Annotated in this window: 20 protein-coding genes; 9 read left to right on the plus strand and 11 right to left on the minus strand. The window is 41.5% G+C overall.

Going from position 1 to position 15720, the window contains the following annotated elements:
- Window positions 1-37 precede the first annotated feature (37 nt).
- Window positions 38-460, plus strand: coding sequence for a hotdog fold thioesterase (locus tag ACST14_RS05550; protein WP_459461428.1), 423 nt, complete (start codon window positions 38-40; stop codon window positions 458-460).
- Window positions 457-1545, plus strand: a complete 1089-nt coding sequence (locus ACST14_RS05555) for a chorismate-binding protein (protein ID WP_459461430.1) — start codon at window positions 457-459, stop codon at window positions 1543-1545. Before ACST14_RS05550 ends, ACST14_RS05555 begins: the two co-directional genes overlap by 4 nt.
- On the opposite strand, the gene ACST14_RS05560 is transcribed toward ACST14_RS05555, so the two are convergent.
- Genes ACST14_RS05560 through ACST14_RS05590 form a run of 7 tightly spaced genes read right to left on the minus strand, consistent with a single transcriptional unit; the run spans window position 1534 to window position 7579 of the window.
- Entirely contained in the window at window positions 1534-2853 is a 1320-nt protein-coding gene (locus ACST14_RS05560) for a hemolysin family protein (RefSeq protein WP_459461432.1), read from the minus strand. The two genes, ACST14_RS05555 and ACST14_RS05560, sit on opposite strands and share 12 nt — an antisense overlap.
- Entirely contained in the window at window positions 2840-3064 is a 225-nt protein-coding gene (locus ACST14_RS05565) for a hypothetical protein (RefSeq protein ID WP_459461434.1), read from the minus strand. The genes ACST14_RS05560 and ACST14_RS05565 overlap by 14 nt, the downstream gene beginning before the upstream one ends.
- 1 nt (window position 3065) lies before the next feature.
- Window positions 3066-5615, minus strand: coding sequence for a cytochrome c biogenesis protein CcsA (gene ccsA / locus ACST14_RS05570; protein WP_459461436.1), 2550 nt, complete (start codon window positions 5613-5615; stop codon window positions 3066-3068).
- A gap of 2 nt (window positions 5616-5617) precedes the next feature.
- Entirely contained in the window at window positions 5618-6061 is a 444-nt protein-coding gene (locus ACST14_RS05575; protein WP_459461438.1) for a cytochrome c maturation protein CcmE domain-containing protein, read from the minus strand.
- The gene (locus tag ACST14_RS05580) at window positions 6058-6255 is read right to left on the minus strand and encodes a CcmD family protein (protein ID WP_459461440.1); all 198 of its coding nucleotides are present in this window, start codon (window positions 6253-6255) and stop codon (window positions 6058-6060) included. Before ACST14_RS05580 ends, ACST14_RS05575 begins: the two co-directional genes overlap by 4 nt.
- Entirely contained in the window at window positions 6255-6923 is a 669-nt protein-coding gene (ccsA, locus tag ACST14_RS05585; protein ID WP_459461442.1) for a cytochrome c biogenesis protein CcsA, read from the minus strand. The genes ACST14_RS05580 and ccsA (ACST14_RS05585) overlap by 1 nt, the downstream gene beginning before the upstream one ends.
- Complete coding sequence (locus ACST14_RS05590; RefSeq protein WP_459461444.1) at window positions 6911-7579, minus strand: heme exporter protein CcmB; 669 nt, start codon at window positions 7577-7579, stop codon at window positions 6911-6913. Before ACST14_RS05590 ends, ccsA (ACST14_RS05585) begins: the two co-directional genes overlap by 13 nt.
- Before the next feature lie 101 nt (window positions 7580-7680).
- On the opposite strand from ACST14_RS05590, the gene ACST14_RS05595 reads away from it, so the two are divergent.
- Window positions 7681-7908 (plus strand): FeoA family protein, encoded by a 228-nt coding sequence (locus ACST14_RS05595; RefSeq protein ID WP_459461446.1) that lies wholly within the window; start codon window positions 7681-7683, stop codon window positions 7906-7908.
- A 3-nt stretch (window positions 7909-7911) separates the two neighbouring features.
- Complete coding sequence (gene feoB, locus ACST14_RS05600) at window positions 7912-10038, plus strand: ferrous iron transport protein B (RefSeq protein WP_459461448.1); 2127 nt, start codon at window positions 7912-7914, stop codon at window positions 10036-10038.
- Here feoB and ACST14_RS05605 read toward each other — a convergent pair.
- Window positions 10035-10484 carry a PaaI family thioesterase gene (locus tag ACST14_RS05605; RefSeq protein WP_459461450.1) on the minus strand — a complete coding sequence of 150 codons (450 nt, stop codon included), beginning with the start codon at window positions 10482-10484 and terminating at the stop codon, window positions 10035-10037. The genes feoB and ACST14_RS05605 overlap by 4 nt on opposite strands.
- An 18-nt stretch (window positions 10485-10502) precedes the next feature.
- Window positions 10503-10922 (minus strand): DUF2147 domain-containing protein, encoded by a 420-nt coding sequence (locus ACST14_RS05610; RefSeq protein WP_459461452.1) that lies wholly within the window; start codon window positions 10920-10922, stop codon window positions 10503-10505.
- Between the two features lie 127 nt (window positions 10923-11049).
- Here ACST14_RS05610 and ACST14_RS05615 point away from each other — a divergent pair, with 127 nt between their 5' ends.
- The 3 genes from ACST14_RS05615 to ACST14_RS05625 are packed head-to-tail and all read left to right on the plus strand — an operon-like array spanning window position 11050 to window position 13213.
- Window positions 11050-11811 (plus strand): phosphosulfolactate synthase, encoded by a 762-nt coding sequence (locus ACST14_RS05615; RefSeq protein ID WP_459461454.1) that lies wholly within the window; start codon window positions 11050-11052, stop codon window positions 11809-11811.
- A gap of 6 nt (window positions 11812-11817) precedes the next feature.
- On the plus strand, window positions 11818-12447 hold the full coding sequence (locus ACST14_RS05620) for a VTT domain-containing protein (protein ID WP_459461456.1): 630 nt from the start codon (window positions 11818-11820) through the stop codon (window positions 12445-12447).
- 1 nt (window position 12448) lies between these two features.
- The gene (locus ACST14_RS05625; RefSeq protein WP_459461458.1) at window positions 12449-13213 is read left to right on the plus strand and encodes a shikimate dehydrogenase family protein; all 765 of its coding nucleotides are present in this window, start codon (window positions 12449-12451) and stop codon (window positions 13211-13213) included.
- Here ACST14_RS05625 and ACST14_RS05630 read toward each other — a convergent pair.
- Window positions 13205-13708 carry a phosphoribosyltransferase family protein gene (locus tag ACST14_RS05630; RefSeq protein WP_459461460.1) on the minus strand — a complete coding sequence of 168 codons (504 nt, stop codon included), beginning with the start codon at window positions 13706-13708 and terminating at the stop codon, window positions 13205-13207. The genes ACST14_RS05625 and ACST14_RS05630 overlap by 9 nt on opposite strands.
- A gap of 97 nt (window positions 13709-13805) precedes the next feature.
- On the opposite strand from ACST14_RS05630, the gene ACST14_RS05635 reads away from it, so the two are divergent.
- A complete protein-coding gene (locus tag ACST14_RS05635) occupies window positions 13806-14354 on the plus strand; it encodes a YcxB family protein (protein ID WP_459461462.1) in 549 nt (182 codons plus the stop codon).
- 1 nt (window position 14355) lies between these two features.
- Complete coding sequence (gene ruvX, locus ACST14_RS05640; RefSeq protein WP_130894843.1) at window positions 14356-14769, plus strand: Holliday junction resolvase RuvX; 414 nt, start codon at window positions 14356-14358, stop codon at window positions 14767-14769.
- A 30-nt stretch (window positions 14770-14799) separates the two neighbouring features.
- On the opposite strand, the gene ACST14_RS05645 is transcribed toward ruvX, so the two are convergent.
- Complete coding sequence (locus tag ACST14_RS05645) at window positions 14800-15627, minus strand: phytanoyl-CoA dioxygenase family protein (protein ID WP_459461465.1); 828 nt, start codon at window positions 15625-15627, stop codon at window positions 14800-14802.
- Between the last annotated feature and the right edge of the window lie 93 nt (window positions 15628-15720).

Below are 15720 nucleotides of genomic sequence, written 5' to 3' on the forward strand. Positions count from 1 at the left end.
TATTTTATTCCGAATTTTAGCCAAAATTACGAAATATATGTTTAATACTTCTATCTCAGTTGAGACATTGAATTCGATGTCAAAGGGAACCATGATCGAGCATCTGGACATTAAATTTACCGAAATTCAGGCAGGTTTTATAAAGGCCAAAATGCCGGTAGATCACCGAACAATTCAGCCCATGGGATTGTTACATGGAGGAGCCTCGGTGGTATTAGCCGAGACTTTAGGAAGTACGGCGGTCGTATTAGCCGTAAAAGATCCTTTAAAAGAAACAGGAGTAGGGGTTGAGATTAATGCGAATCATTTAAAGTCTGCTCGCAGCGGATTTGTGATAGGAACTTGCGTTCCACTGCGCATCGGTCGTACGATCCATGTATATGAGATAAAAATTCATGACGAAGATGAAAATTTGATTTGCGCTAGCCGGTTAACGGTAGCGATTATACCAGTGAGATGATCGAAGAAAAAAAGTGGGAGGACGGGATTTCGAAGGGAGCAGCACAAGTTGCTTGGCGTTTGCCACATGCTTCGGAGGCTTTTCTTTTGCAAGATTTTCAAGGGGGCTCACAGCTGAATGAAGGCTGGAATTTGTCAGAATTATCGACAGGCTTCTTAGCGGCACCCTTTATCGGGTTACCTTATTTTTTACAGGCTGATTCATTGCATTCCTTCTCTATTCGTAGTTCCGCTAATGCGGTTTCATCTATTTCAGCGCAGGAGAACTCTGCAAAAAAACAAGAGTTTATGGGCTGGGTTTCGAAGGCGGTTTCCGCCATTAAGCAGGGACCATTGCAAAAAGTAGTTCTTTCTAGAACGGATGAAAAAGAATTGCCGGCTGGTTTTAGGGTGATATCAGCCCTCGAAGAATTAGCAGCCGCTTATCCAAATGCCTTTGTTTGTGCACTCTCCATTCCTGCCTTAGGTGGGGTTTGGATGTGTGCCACACCGGAGATTTTAGTAGAACAAAATTCGGATGGCATTTTTCGGACGATATCCTTAGCGGGAACTCAATCTGGGGTGGATGAACAAGGAAATATCCTATCAACAGCTCAGGCACGTTGGTCGCAAAAGGAGATTGAGGAGCAGGCCTTTGTGAGCCGATACATTATCGAATGTTTTAAGAAAATTCGTCTTCGAGAATATACGGAGATAGGGCCTAAAACTATTTCCACGGGGAATTTATTGCATTTAAAAACGGAATATATCGTTGATACAAAAACGTTGGATTTCCCTCAATTACCTGGTTTGATGTTAGGGCTTTTACATCCGACCTCGGCCGTTTGTGGCACGCCGAAGCAGGACGCTATTGATTTTATTATAGCCACCGAACAGCATGAACGTTCCATGTATTCCGGCTATTTAGGGCCGGTGAATATGGAATATGCCACGCATTTGTTTGTGAACTTGCGCACGGTAGAAATATATGGGACGAAGGCCGTTTTTTATGCGGGCTGTGGTATTACGGAAGATTCCGATCCTGAAAAAGAATGGTTAGAAACGCAGATGAAATGCCAAACCTTGCAACGCGTATTAATGCAATAGGTCCCCGGATGGAGCAGGCGTAATTTTTCCGGTAATCATCACCTTTACGGTATCAATTTTAGCGTCAGTCGTGGTAAGAATTTGGAATTGGAACGGCGCTAAGGTAATCAACTCATTTTCTTGTGGAATATCCTCATAAAGGCTAATCAACATTCCTCCTAAAGTTTCATAATCGCCTTCTGGTAAGTTCCATTCGTATTTTTCGTTCAAATAGTCGATTTCATGGCGGCCAGAAAGAACAAACGTCGTCTCGTCGATTTGCTTTTCAATCCAATCTTCTGAGTCATCGTATTCGTCTTGAATCTCTCCAAAAATCTGTTCCACCACATCCTCCATACTCACCAGGCCGCTCGTTGAACCGAATTCATCCACCACTAGGGCCAGTGATTTGCGCTCTTTTGAGAATTTGATCAATAAATCATTTGCCGCCATTGCTTCTGGAACAATCGGAATGCTGGTTAGGATAGATTGCAGGTCTTTGGGTTTTTTGAATAGGGCCAAAGAATGGCAATATCCCACCACTTCCTCCAGCGTCTCTTTATAAACCAATACCTTCGAGTGACCACTTTCCAGGAAAACTTCTTTCAATTTCTCCATCCCATCTTCGATGTCAATCGCGGTGATTTCAGTTCGAGGAATCATGCAATCTCGCACTTTTACCTGCTTGAATTCAAGCGCATTGTGGAAAATCTTGTGATCCACTTCGGCTTCTTGTTCGGTAGATACTTTACGGTTCAGATTTTGGAGGTAATGATTCAAATCCGTTAATCCGAAAGCCGGTTTTTCCTCTGAATAATTCAAACGCAAGACTTTCGTGATAAACCATTTCGACAGACCTACCGTCACCCAAACCAAGGGGAACATCAAGGTGTAAATCACCCAAATCGGGATCGCCAAAAACTCTAAAATAGCATCAGGATTAATCAAGAACACACTTTTAGGGGTGAATTCCGAGGTCATCAAAATGAGTACAGTCGCCACGATGGTGGCAATTAAACGCGCTATAATTTCATTGATGGACAAAAAATGCAGGACTACATGGTGCAAAAATTCCTCCATAAAAATACCGTAGGCTACCAGGGAAAGGGTATTTCCGATGAGCATCGTTCCGATGAAACGTGACGGATGCTGATTAAAATTTGCAATGATTTTCGCACTTAAAATATCCTGTTTTGCCTTTAATTCGAAGTAAAGTTTGTTCGAGGATACGAAGGCCATCTCCACACCTGAAAAGAAGGCGGAGAAAACCATGGAAGCGATAATGCCGATGATTTGGGTATTATCCAAACTAATATTAGTGGTTTCCATCTGAGTCTTTCTCTTTCTTGATGCGTTCGTTTTTAGCGAATTGGTAATAGAATAAACAGCCTACGCCATACATTAGCCAGCCATAGTGATAAAATATTTCAGCCCAAAACTGCCCCTTTATCTCCGCCGGAGTGGGACTATTCAAGTCGATAATCCAAATCAGGATGAATCCAATGGCCGCGGCTAAACTTAAAATCTCTTTCTTTCCCATATTAATCCGCAATAGCGGGCTTCATTCGACGATAAGAGGCGATAAACAAGCCGATAAATATCAAGATGGATCCAATCCATACTAAATTGATATAGGGTTTCTCTAGCGCTTTTACGACGATTAACTCCTGTTGTGTGGTGTTCCAAGCGAACCCAAACTCCTGGGATTGCGGGTTAATGCCCGTAAATTTAATCTTAATTCCGGTCTCTTCACTTTCGAAGGCTGGCATGGCTACCATTCCCCCTTTGATGATAAAGATAGGACTCAAGGTGAATTGCTGAGAATTTTTGCCTAATACTTGAAAATTCGCTTGAACTGCCGCATCGTTAGCCCCTAATTCTACCCCATCCACTGTAGTAACTCGAGCCACATCCTTTAGAATAGCGACGAAGTCATTAATGAAAAGCGTATCGCCTGTTGTCACTGTTTGGTTTTCGGTTTGGGACCATTGTTTTTCTGAGCCCGCCTCTGCTGCTAAACGCGGATCTAGGGAAACGTAAGTATAAATATCCTGGTTCCAGGCGTGCTTCACATCAGGTGAAATGGCCGTTCCCATTTTCGGATTTACTTGCCATCTAGGAAAAAGTGAAACGGCTTTTCCGTCCTCATTTTTGAATTCTAATTCGTAATACGTGTTCTCCGGTTCGACCGTCACGGTGTCTCCTTTGGTGGCGATTTTTACGCCGTCACGCTCGATGTTTTTCAAAGCCACAGCATGAAAATCGCCTTCAATAATCTCAAAATCATTCTTATTGAAAAATCCTTTTTGTCCACGAACTTCGATTCGGCGCCCTTTATAGGTCACTAAATAGTCTTGCATTTGGGCTCCTTGACCTAACCAAAGCGGTAAGTTTTCCTTGTTCTCCTTATTATCATTTTTCGTAAAGTCCTCCACTTTTGTGCTAATCGCGAAGCCTGAACGGTTTAGCGAAACTACCTTCGAATAACCTGCGGAGAATAATATTCCGATCAGCATAATCGCTAGTCCTACGTGAGCCATCGCGCCACCCGCTAGGGAGAAACGTTCACGAATGAGGAACCACATGATTTTGAAATTCGCCAAAACCGCGAATAAACTACTCCACAACAAAGCAATATAAGGCAAGGTGTAAATTTTTCCAATGTTAATAAACACCACACTCAATAAGGTAGCAACTAGTGCAGGACTTAGGAGTGGTTTAAAGCTGGTGCTTTTTTTAATTTTACCCCACCAAACATATTGGCCAATCGCACTTAAAATAGCCACGGCCAGGAATATCCAGATTTGAATTTTGCTATAATGTTCTGCTTGATCTGCGGGTAAGGCGATGTTAGAAAGAATTCCAAATGCCTCCGCAATCTTATTATACACCGGGATCGAAGTAGTAAATGTTAATTGGAAAGCAGATAAACCTAAGACTGCCGCCCCCACGAAAACCCAAAACTCGCGGTTATAAGTCCCTAGTTCTTTAGTATCCTTAGGCAAATCCTTCCAACGGTAAACAGACAATACGATAGCCCCTAAAAGGAAAGTTCCCATATACAAAAGCAGCTGGCCAGAAAGTCCTAAATCGGTAAAGGAGTGCACCGAGGCATTTCCCAAAATTCCAGAGCGGTTCAAGAAGGTCGAATACAAGACTAAAATAAAGGCCGCAATCACTAAGATGATGGATGTCTTTAAGGCCGAACTCGAAGTCTTGTGGGCAATCATCGTATGAATAGCACCTAATAAGACTAACCAAGGCACAAAAGAGGCATTTTCTACCGGATCCCAGTTCCAATACCCCCCAAAGTTCAATGTTTCATAAGCCCAATAGGCTCCCATCATAATACCAATACCTAATACTCCAGCCCCAAACAAAGCCCAAGGTAAAGCAGGTAGCACCCATTCGGTTAATTTCTTTTTCCACAATCCCGCAATCAAATAGGCAAAAGGAACTAGTGTTAAAGCGAAGCCTAAAAATAAGGTGGGTGGGTGGATTACCATCCAATAATTCTGTAATAAGGGATTTAAGCCTCGGCCATCCTTAGGAATAAAGTTCGGTTGCATACTCCAAACCGGAAGATCCGGCTGTGCCTCGCGCAACAATAAAAAGGGAGACGAGCCTATTTTCAAGTCGATCCAAGGGATAATAATACCCAAAATCATCGAGGTCAAAAAAGTCTGCACTAAGGCGAAAACGGTCATCACAGGGGATTCCCACTTCGGATTTTTGATCATTAACAATAGGCCTAAAATCGCCTGCCAAAAGATCCAAAGCAAAAACGAACCTTCTTGCCCCTCCCAATAACAGGAGATCATAAACATCGTAGGCAATTGCAACGAGGAGTGCGTGAAGGCGTAATGGTATTCGAAATAATGGTTATAAATGATTACAAAGAGGCTAGCTGCCACCACGATCACCGCGATGAAATGCAGACCGAATAAAATTCGCGCCGTTATTTTCCAATCGTTCTCTAATTCATTTGTTGACTGAGTAGATTTGAAATAAGCAAAGGTCGCCAGAAGCGCCGTTACGAAAGAAATGATGACAAATAAATGCCCAACCGAACCGATGGTTTCGTGTATCATAATTAATTTTTTACCGCTACTGAGGCACTAGAGTCTACTGAAATTTTACCTTCTTGGTACTTCGAAGGGCACTTTAAAAGAATTTTATCGCAATAGAATACCTTGTCGGAATGCATGCTACCCACAAGAACAATCTTCTCAGACTTCTCAAAATCCTGAGGTTTAGGTGCGGCATATACGACCTGGTTTTCACGGCCAAGGCTATCTTGAACTAAAAATTCCAGGTGATTCGCATCTAAGGCAGGATTATAATTCAAACCCATGATTTGGCCTGAAGCATCTTTTTTCAAAGTTCCCACTACGTGTACTTTTTGATTCGGATCCTGCTGCGAAATGCTTTCCGCCTCGTCAAAACCAACATAAGTACTCGCGTCCCCCGTCGTAATCATAATGATTCCAATGGCAACGGCAATTAAAATCAAACCAATGATGTGTGTCTTTTTCATTTGTTACGTTTTTCTAAATCAGCCAGCTTTCTCTCTAAACGAAATAAGTAGGCAAATAGCCCGATCAAGACGACGCTAACAACGGCAATCACCACATAGATTTTTCCATCAGCTCGGAACTGATCTGCCATTTCTATATCGCTAGCTTGTGCGCTGGCAGCAAAACTTAATAAGAGTAAAAGGAATGCTTTCATTATAACTCGTTTTGTTGTTCTAAATTCTTAATTCGAATGCGGATTTGTGCAATCCAATAACCTAGTAAAGTCCATCCAATAACCGCAGGATAAAAGACCAGTCTCATCCGATTATCTAAGTCCATCTTCGAGAAAGCGGGGTTTCCTCCGTTTCCTGGATGTAATGAATCCGTCATTCGTGGCAAGATCCAAATCAAGATCATAAAGATGACGAAGGCAAAAATGTTATAAACGGACGAAATACGTGCTTTCTGCATTTCATCTGGCATGGATGATCTCACCAGCGAATAAGCTAGATAGATTAATAAACCAATGGCGACTGAATTTAGTTTCGGGTCATTTGTCCACCAATCGCCCCAGGTAAATTTCGCCCAAACACTTCCGGTAATCAAACCTAAAATGGCAAATACCATGCCGACCTCCACATAGGTGCTCGAAATAAGGTCTGATTTCAGGTCTGATTTGCGCAAATATTGAATCGAATGGTATACCGAGGTGCCTAAAAGGAAAATCATCGTAAACCACATCGTCACGTGAAAATAGAGGTTACGAATCGTCTCATTCAAAATAGGTTGACGTGGAACCTCTCCGTTAAATCCGGCATAGACGGTGTAGATCAATAAAATGATCGATAAAATCTTCCAATACTGGCGTTTTAATGTTTCCATATATACGGGAAAAGTATCCCAGAAAATACAATAACGATGATATCAAGCGCACCTAAAATGGCGATCTCATCCCAGTTTTCTGAGAGCGAAATTCCGTCTAAAGCACTTTTAGACAATTTTAATAATAATAAAAGCAACGGAATGATTAGCGGAAAACTCATAACGGCCATCAATGTGGCTGAATTCTCCCCCTGAGCAGCAATCCCTGCCACTAAGGATAGCGTAGAGGCAAAGCCTATCGCCCCTAAAACTAGGGAAACTACATATAGCGACATATTACCTACCGGATTTCCCATCACCCAAGAATAAAAGAAAATGCCGATCAATGACACGCCAAGCATCACTAAAGTATTGTAAATGATTTTGCTAAATATGACTGATTCAGGCTTCGCGAATGTGTAATAGAAGATGTTTCGGTTCGCCGATTCTTGGGTAAAACTTTTACCTACCGCATTGACGGCGGAGAATAATAAGATAATCCAAAACAAGGTATTCCACATAATCGGGTGGATGGACTGCTGCTTCGCTTTAAAGGACAGATAACAGATGAAAATAGTCGCCGCTAAATAAAGCACTAGCCCGTGGATCGCATATTTATTGCGCCACTCTAATTGCATTTCTTTACGAATCAAGACAAAAATTTCTGTTAATTCCATGAACCTGCAATTTACGACAGAAAAAACTATTTGTATCATTTTTTAGCTCAGAAATACTTAGTACATTTGTGTCTAATTTTGAATTATTCTAAATAGTGAGCATGGCAAATTTGGCCGAATTGAAGATAGGTGAAAAGGGTGAGATAGTGGGCTTCACGGACGAGTTGCTTTCCTTAAAACTATTAGAAATGGGATGTTTGCCGGGAACTGAGGTGGTTTTGACTCATTTGGCTCCTTTCGGCGACCCTATCGCAATTCGAGTTTCTGGTTCATATACCCTGTCAATGCGGCGGGAGGAAGCAGAAACAATGCTAATTAAACGAACATAAATTTTGGTAAAAACTCCTAAAATAGCGCTGATTGGTAATCCCAATGCAGGAAAATCCTCTCTTTTTAATTCCTTAACGGGATTAAATCAGAAGACGGGTAATTTTCCAGGCGTGACGATGGAGAAGTTGACGGGAATTTGGGAATTAGAGCCTAAAAATCCGGTGGAGATTTTAGATTTGCCAGGAATATACAGTATTTATCCCAAGTCAATCGACGAGGAATTAGTCATTAATATTTTAGGCGATCCGAAGCATCCAGATTTTCCGGATATGGCCATAGTGGTGGCGGATGCGTCGAATTTAAAACGTAATTTATTGCTGTTTTCACAGGTCCGTGATTTGGGTATCCCCACCGTTTTGGCCTTAAATATGATCGATATAGCCGAAAGTGAAGGTTATGTTATTAATTCGATCAAACTGGCCCGCGAATTAAATGTGGAAGTAGCCGAGGTAAATGCTAAAAAAGGCATCGGCTTAAATGGACTTAAATTATCTGTTGTAAAAACGCTCCAGAATCGTTTTGCCTCTAATGATGCGCTACCCTTACCCGTTTCGGACGAGATTATTCAAGAGGTGCAAGCGAATTTTGGGGAGGCGGAAATGTACCGCTCGTTACTTTGGCTCATGGAGCATGATCGCATGAAAATGTTCGATGCAAAGCAACGCGAGACGTTAGACGCCATTCAAAACAAACATCATTTTTCTTCCAAAAAATACCAATCCGAAGAAACCGTCAAACGCTACGAACAGATAACCGAAGTGGTGGATCGCTGCGTGATTAATTTGAATCGCCAATGGGATGCGGTGCCGGTGAGAACCTGGACCGACCGTCTGGACAAATTCTTTTTACATCCGGTAGGAGGATATGTGTTCTTTTTAGCCATCCTTTTTGTGATGTTTCAGGCCGTATTCACCTGGGCGACCTATCCCATGGATTTAATTGATGGGGGCGTAGCCGCTTTAAATGACTGGCTGAAAGGCGTGTTGCCAGCTTCGGCTTTGACCGCCTTATTAACGGATGGATTGATTGCCGGAATCGGAGGCGTATTGATTTTTATCCCCCAGATCGCCTTCTTATTTTTATTTATCTCCCTATTAGAAGAGACGGGTTATATGTCGCGCGTGATGTTTATTATGGATAAATTGATGCGTCGGTTTGGGCTGAATGGCAAGTCAGTCGTGCCTTTGATATCAGGAGTGGCCTGTGCCGTTCCAGCGATTATGAGTACGCGCTCGATCGGATCTTGGAAGGATCGTTTGATCACGATTTTAGTGACGCCTTTGATGTCATGTTCTGCTCGTTTGCCTATTTACACGGTCTTAATCGCCTTAGTGGTGCCGGAAAAGAATACTTTGTTTGGCCTATTTAACCTGCAGGGTGTTGCGCTTTTTGGCCTCTATCTATTAGGGTTCTTTATGGCATTGGTTTCTGCGTGGGTTATGAAAGTTATTTTACAGGCCAAAGAAAAGAGTTATTTCATCATGGAGTTACCCACCTTCAAGGCGCCTCGATTTAAACATGTCGCGATAACGATTTTTAATTCGGTAAATGCTTTTGTTTTTGAAGCAGGTAAAATTATTGTAGCGATTTCCATCGTTTTATGGGTGTTGGCTAGTTATGGTCCGGGGGATGAAATAGCACAGTCTGAAGCTAAGATTCGCTTAGCGAATCCGACATTACGAGGGGTTGAATTACAAAATAAGATCTCGGCAGATAAATTAGAACATTCCTATGCAGGGCATTTTGGTCATTTTGTAGAACCTGCGATTCGTCCATTAGGCTATGACTGGAAAATTGGAATTGCCTTGATTACCTCTTTCGCGGCCCGCGAAGTTTTCGTGGGGACCATGTCCACCATTTATAGTATGGGTGGCGAAGTGGATGATGAGAATGCAACAATTAAAAATCGCATGCGGGCTGAGATTAATCCAGCAACTGGAAAGCCGATGTATGATGCGGCTTTAGGATTCTCCTTGTTAATCTTCTATGCTTTTGCGATGCAGTGCATGAGTACCTTAGCTACGACCTACCGTGAGACGAAGTCATGGAAATATCCCTTGATTCAGTTTACTTACATGACAGCTTTGGCCTACTTATCAGCTTTCGCCGTCTACCAATGGCTATCTTAAAGAGAAAAAGGAATCGAAGTTGCCGCTAGGTTACTTACCCCTTTTGCTAGCAATTTGCCGTCTGCATTGTGCAATTTAGCCTCAATGTTCGCAATTTTTTTCCCGACACGTTGAATCTCTGTAGTTACCGTAATTTTTTCATTTGCCTTCGCACCATACAGAAAGTCGATGTACAAATTGATCGTTACATATAAGTGATCAATTTTAGCGGTAATGAGTGTCATACCCATCATCTCGTCTAGCATAGCAGAAATGACACCTCCATGAATGACACCCGCATGGTTTAGGAAATCAGGACGCACAACGAACTCCGCAGTTAATTTTCCGGCTTCTGCTTTCACTAAAGTTCCATCTAACCATATTCCAATTGGAGCTGGATTTCCGTCTGCAATTTTTTTGTTTAGATTTTGATTAAGATAAGCTAATACTTGTTCGTTGGCTTCCATTTGGGTGTTATATAGTAATTAAGAGCGAGTCCAGGTAGATGTTCTACCAAACATGGCAACTCCTACAAAACCGCGGATATCTAATGTTTTGTTCCCGTCTTTGACTTTAAGAATGCAATCGTATGTCTTTCCAGAATTAGGGTCGTAAATAGTTCCGTTTTCCCAAGCAGACCCGGTGAATTTGAAATTTTTCAAAATGACAGCGCCTAAAAGTTCTCGAGTACGTAATTTTTCGTCTGGATTTTTCCCATCTTTTCTTCCTGGCGTTTTACCCCAAGATATTTTACCAAAGTACTGGTCTCCTTGTTTGAAAATTACAATTTTTCCATCCTTTTCTTGAGATAACCATTCTCCTAGGATGACATCAGCACCTGTATTTGCGAGGCTAGAAAGGGAAATTAATAGTAGCGTAATGAAGGAGAAAAGTCCTTTTTTCATGATTTTGAAGCTTTGGTGAAACAAATATACGAACGATTCTAGGTTAATCAGGCTTGTTGCAATCAAATGGAATGCTTATTTTTGTGGACATTTGCCATAAAACCATATCAATCCATTAATAAGCTATATGAATTATCACCTAGATCAAATTCCTGAACGTATAACTAAACCACGTGAAAAAGGTTTAACCATGGTCATGGACAAAGGACTGAGCCTGCGTCAAGTCGAAGATTTTTTAGAGACGAGTGCAGCGCATACGGATATTGTTAAATTAGGTTGGGCGACTTCGTACGTGACACCTAATTTGAAAGAAAAATTAGCACTATATAAGTCAGCCGGAATACCGGTATATTTTGGAGGGACTCTTTTCGAAGCGTTTTATATCCGTGGTCAACTGGATGATTACCGCCGTGTTTTAGACGAGTATGGCATGGAATATGCAGAGGTTTCTGACGGGTCCATTGAAATGGAATCCGATATTAAATGTGAATTAATTCGCACCTTAGCGACTCAGGTGACCGTTCTTTCTGAAGTAGGGTCTAAAGATGAAGCGAAAATCATTCCTCCTTATAAATGGATCAAATTGATGCGCATGGAATTAGAGGCGGGTGCTTGGAAAGTAATCGGAGAGGCACGTGAGGGAGGGAATGTAGGCCTTTTCCGTTCATCTGGAGAAGTTCGCCAAGGATTAGTGGAAGAAATTTTAACGGAGATTCCGGAAGAAAAAATCATCTGGGAAGCGCCGCAAAAATCACAGCAAGTTTGGTTTGTGAAGCTGGTGGGAGCGAACGTAAATATGGGAAATATAGCTCCTAATGAGGTAATTTCATTAGAAACGATTCGTTTAGGATTGCGTGGCGATACCTTTGACCACTTCTTAACGAAATAATATCGAATGCTGCAGCTCTTATTAGATCTTTTAAAAGATCCATTGACCTTTTTGTCGGAATTTATTGCCGCGCATGGCGCACTGACTTACGGTCTCTTGTTTTTAATTGTTTTTGTGGAAACAGGACTTGTGGTGATGCCTTTTTTGCCAGGGGATTCGCTGCTATTTTCCGTCGGATTATTAGCTGCGGCTAGTGGTGAATTATCCTTAGGAACGGTGATTCCTTTATTAATAGGAGCTGCCTTATTAGGCGATCAGGTAAACTATTTTATCGGTAAATACTTCAGTGGAATCATTCGTGAACGTGAAAAAGTATTGTTCTTAAAGCGCGCTCACATTGAAGAGACAGAAGCATTTTATGCTAAATATGGCCCCAAAACAGTCATTCTAGCTCGCTTCATTCCCATCGTACGTACGGTAGCCCCATTCGTGGCAGGAGCTGGACGCATGTCTTATCCGGTGTATTTGCTGTATGGATTTTTAGGGGCGACACTTTGGGTGAGCAGTATTTCTACGGCGGGTTATTTTTTAGGGGATAATGAATTTGTGAAAGCGAACTTTGAAAAAGTAGTCCTCGGAATAGTGGGCGTATCTGTATTACCCATTGTTTGGGGCTTGATTTCTAAACGTAAATAAGATGGCCATTACGCATCTGTATGGATTAATCGGTTTTCCTTTAGGCCATTCTTTTTCCAAGAAATATTTTACGGAGAAATTCGGAAATTTAGGGCTATCGCAGACACATGCCTACGAACAATTCCCCATTCCTACCATCGAAGAATTCAAGGGTATTATCGCAGCTAATCCGAATTTACGCGGATTGAATGTCACGATTCCCTACAAACAGGCAGTTATGCCCTTGTTAGATGAAATCGATCTCGCAGCAGCCCAAATAGGTGCCGTGAATACCATCAAAATTGCAGAAGACGGCTATACCAGAGGTTATAATACGGATTATTGGGGATTTAGGACGACGGTGGAGTTTTGGGACAAATTCAAAAATTTTGAATCCTTAAAGGCCTGTGTTTTAGGTCAGGGAGGCGCTGCAAAAGCGATTATTGTGGCTTTGCAAGACTTAGGCTTTGAAGTCATCAAAGTATCGCGTCAAGCCTCGGAAGAAACAGTGAGCTATGAAGAGCTTCCTGATTTAATGGAAGAAATCGGTTTAATCGTGAACACAACTCCTTTAGGGATGTTTCCCAAAGTAGATGACAAACCGCCCATCCCCTACGAATTACTGAATAAGCAACATTATTTATACGATATCGTCTACAATCCTTTGGAGACAGCTTTTTTAAGCACAGGGCTCGAAAATAAAGTGGGCGGGATTTATTCCGGACTAGAGATGTTGCATGGCCAGGCCGATAAGGCTTGGGAGATTTGGCAAAAAAAATTAAGCTAAATACACCCCTCTTTTTGCTGGATCGCTTAAGATTACTTGCACATGCTCTGAGAGCGTAGTGGAAAGTTCATAACCTTTATAATCCGCCGAAATAGGGAATCTTTTGTAATTTCGATCCACAATCACTGCCACCTGTATGCGTTTCACGTGCATACTTAAGAAAGGGGCTAAACTATAAGAGAAAGTACGACCGGTATTCAATACATCGTCCACCACGATGATGACCTTATTTTCTAAGGCATCCGTTCCTCCCTCAAATTTCACAGGACGTTCGTAAGGTTGCTCCTTATTTAAATCAATCTTGACTGGAATAGCCTTGATTTTAGAGATGGCTTTAATTTCATCACACAGCATTTCAGCGAAAGCAAAACCTTCACCTACGATTCCTGCAATAACAATTTCGGACTCTTCGAAGTTATTCTCATAGATTTGAAAGGCAATTCGTCGAATTTTTTGGAGGAGGGCAGGACCGTCAAGGACTTGTTTGGCAGACATAGCAAATGCATTAATATAAATTGTGTGATTTAAAATTACCAAAATTATCCAATTTTCGTACCTTTATGCCTTAAATAGCGTTTAAAATCATTCAATTATGTCTAAAATGTACGGTGCTCAACAGCGCCAAATGCAAGCACCTTCTAATCCCTTAGCTATCAAAACGAAGAAATTCGCTTTAGAAAAAAATAAGTTTGTGGGTTTGTGCATGCGTCAACTTTTCTCGAACCAATGGAAATTTGCCTTCATTCCTTTGGCACTCATTTTAGGAAATGTAGCTTTAAATTTAACAGGGACTTATAAGAACTACTGGATCTATATTTTCATCGCCGTTGCGGTGATTGCTTATATCCTTTTCTGGTTAATTCAATTTACAGGAATCACGCAATTAGCGCAATACAAACAACTTTTTGATAAGTACCGCTACGAAATCGACAGTCGTCAAATCTTCATGAAACTTTCTGATAAGGAAGGCGGCATGATCAAATGGGATATGATTTTAGGGGCGTATAAAGACAAAAATGCGTATGTCCTTGAAATGGGTAAATTCCAATTCTTGCACTTGCCATTCAGCGTTTTTAATAATGATAATGACAGGAAATTATTAGATAAGATTTTGCGCGATAAAGGATATTTAAAATCCTAAGATGGGCAGAATATTAGCCATTGATTTCGGATTAAAGCGAACGGGTATTGCGGTGACGGATCCCTTGCAAATCATTGCGAATGGCCTAGATACTGTCCCTACGCATACTTTATTGGTCTTTTTGCAGACTTATTTTGCGAAAGAAACCGTAGACCAAGTCGTTATCGGAATGCCTAAGAATTTGGACAATACCGATACGGATTCTACGGCAGGTGTTCGCATCTTTATAAAAAGTTTTCGGAAGAAATTCCCCTTAATTCCTTTAGAAGAACACGACGAACGATTCACCTCTAAGCTCGCTATGCAGGCGATGATTGCGGGAGGGATGTCGAAGAAAGATCGCAGAGAAAAAGGAACGGTCGATCGGGTATCCGCTACGATCATTTTGCAATCGTATTTAGAGTCCAAATCATAAAAAAAGCGACCCTTTAAAGAGTCGCTTTTTTTATTTTGTTACCACTTTCGTAAATCGGTGGTAGAAAGGTGTTTTACTATCGTCGTTCTTTGGTTTATACTTCCCAGTAATGATGGGAATATACATTACTCGACGACGTGATTTCTCTCCTACATTTGGCGAAACCTCCACTCGATGCCATAAGCGGCCATCGTGAATGGTTAAATCTCCGCGCTCTATCTCAAATGCCGCCTCGCGTGCATCTGGTTTGTGATCGATGAATTGCTTTTTACCAAATAATAATTTCAATACCCCTTGTGTATGCGTTCCAGGTAATACCCGAAGACCACCATTCGACGAAGGGCAATTATCTAAGTGAATACCAACGTTTAACATAGGAAGAATCTTTTGACCTAAGAATAAATCACGGGGACTATCTGTATGCCAGCCCATTTGGCTAAACTTCGAATTAGGCTCGTTAATGTAATGATTGAAAACGAGGCCATCTTTTTCGTCCTCGCTGATTCGGCCTTCGTAAGGTCCTAATAATTCAATCATCAATTGTAGGCGAGGATCTTTTAATAATTCGGCTAAAACTGGGCTATATTGATTCGTAAAACACATGCGCTGAATCATCGGATTTCCTTCGTGATCCCTACCAAACTTAAGCGGAGTGCCTTTGACTTTTTCGATACCTTCTTCTAACCACGTCTTCTCAATTTTCGCTAATTCCGAAATGAAAAGCTCTGCCGATTTAGGATCAATGAATTTTTTAAAATGAATTACGCCATACTTCTTGAAGTATTCTTTCTGCTCCTCCGTTAGCTGTTCTCCTAACGAGAAGGTTTTGTATTCAAATTTCGCAGACGGTTTTTTCATAAGATGATGGTAATGAATTCGGGTTGCAATTTACGGCAATATGAATGAATTATAGTTATCGTTGACGGATTTTCTGATGAAAATCAAGTTTTT

Source organism: Aquirufa sp. A-Brett2-15D (assembly GCF_054558735.1).

Excerpts from the sequence above, each read along its gene's own strand:
- ACST14_RS05625 (WP_459461458.1), top strand. The coding sequence starts at position 12,449 with ATGGCCATTACGCATCTGTATGGATTAATCGGTTTTCCTTTAGGCCAT.
- ACST14_RS05605 (WP_459461450.1), bottom strand. The coding sequence starts at position 10,484 with ATGGAAGCCAACGAACAAGTATTAGCTTATCTTAATCAAAATCTAAAC.
- ACST14_RS05560 (WP_459461432.1), bottom strand. The coding sequence starts at position 2,853 with ATGGAAACCACTAATATTAGTTTGGATAATACCCAAATCATCGGCATT.
- ACST14_RS05610 (WP_459461452.1), bottom strand. The coding sequence starts at position 10,922 with ATGAAAAAAGGACTTTTCTCCTTCATTACGCTACTATTAATTTCCCTT.
- ACST14_RS05620 (WP_459461456.1), top strand. The coding sequence starts at position 11,818 with ATGCTGCAGCTCTTATTAGATCTTTTAAAAGATCCATTGACCTTTTTG.
- ACST14_RS05635 (WP_459461462.1), top strand. The coding sequence starts at position 13,806 with ATGTCTAAAATGTACGGTGCTCAACAGCGCCAAATGCAAGCACCTTCT.
- ACST14_RS05615 (WP_459461454.1), top strand. The coding sequence starts at position 11,050 with ATGAATTATCACCTAGATCAAATTCCTGAACGTATAACTAAACCACGT.
- ACST14_RS05630 (WP_459461460.1), bottom strand. The coding sequence starts at position 13,708 with ATGTCTGCCAAACAAGTCCTTGACGGTCCTGCCCTCCTCCAAAAAATT.
- ccsA (WP_459461436.1), bottom strand. The coding sequence starts at position 5,615 with ATGATACACGAAACCATCGGTTCGGTTGGGCATTTATTTGTCATCATT.
- ccsA (WP_459461442.1), bottom strand. The coding sequence starts at position 6,923 with ATGGAAACATTAAAACGCCAGTATTGGAAGATTTTATCGATCATTTTA.
- ruvX (WP_130894843.1), top strand. The coding sequence starts at position 14,356 with ATGGGCAGAATATTAGCCATTGATTTCGGATTAAAGCGAACGGGTATT.
- ACST14_RS05580 (WP_459461440.1), bottom strand. The coding sequence starts at position 6,255 with ATGAAAGCATTCCTTTTACTCTTATTAAGTTTTGCTGCCAGCGCACAA.
- ACST14_RS05590 (WP_459461444.1), bottom strand. The coding sequence starts at position 7,579 with ATGGAATTAACAGAAATTTTTGTCTTGATTCGTAAAGAAATGCAATTA.
- ACST14_RS05575 (WP_459461438.1), bottom strand. The coding sequence starts at position 6,061 with ATGAAAAAGACACACATCATTGGTTTGATTTTAATTGCCGTTGCCATT.
- ACST14_RS05645 (WP_459461465.1), bottom strand. The coding sequence starts at position 15,627 with ATGAAAAAACCGTCTGCGAAATTTGAATACAAAACCTTCTCGTTAGGA.
- ACST14_RS05550 (WP_459461428.1), top strand. The coding sequence starts at position 38 with ATGTTTAATACTTCTATCTCAGTTGAGACATTGAATTCGATGTCAAAG.
- ACST14_RS05555 (WP_459461430.1), top strand. The coding sequence starts at position 457 with ATGATCGAAGAAAAAAAGTGGGAGGACGGGATTTCGAAGGGAGCAGCA.
- ACST14_RS05595 (WP_459461446.1), top strand. The coding sequence starts at position 7,681 with ATGGCAAATTTGGCCGAATTGAAGATAGGTGAAAAGGGTGAGATAGTG.
- ACST14_RS05565 (WP_459461434.1), bottom strand. The coding sequence starts at position 3,064 with ATGGGAAAGAAAGAGATTTTAAGTTTAGCCGCGGCCATTGGATTCATC.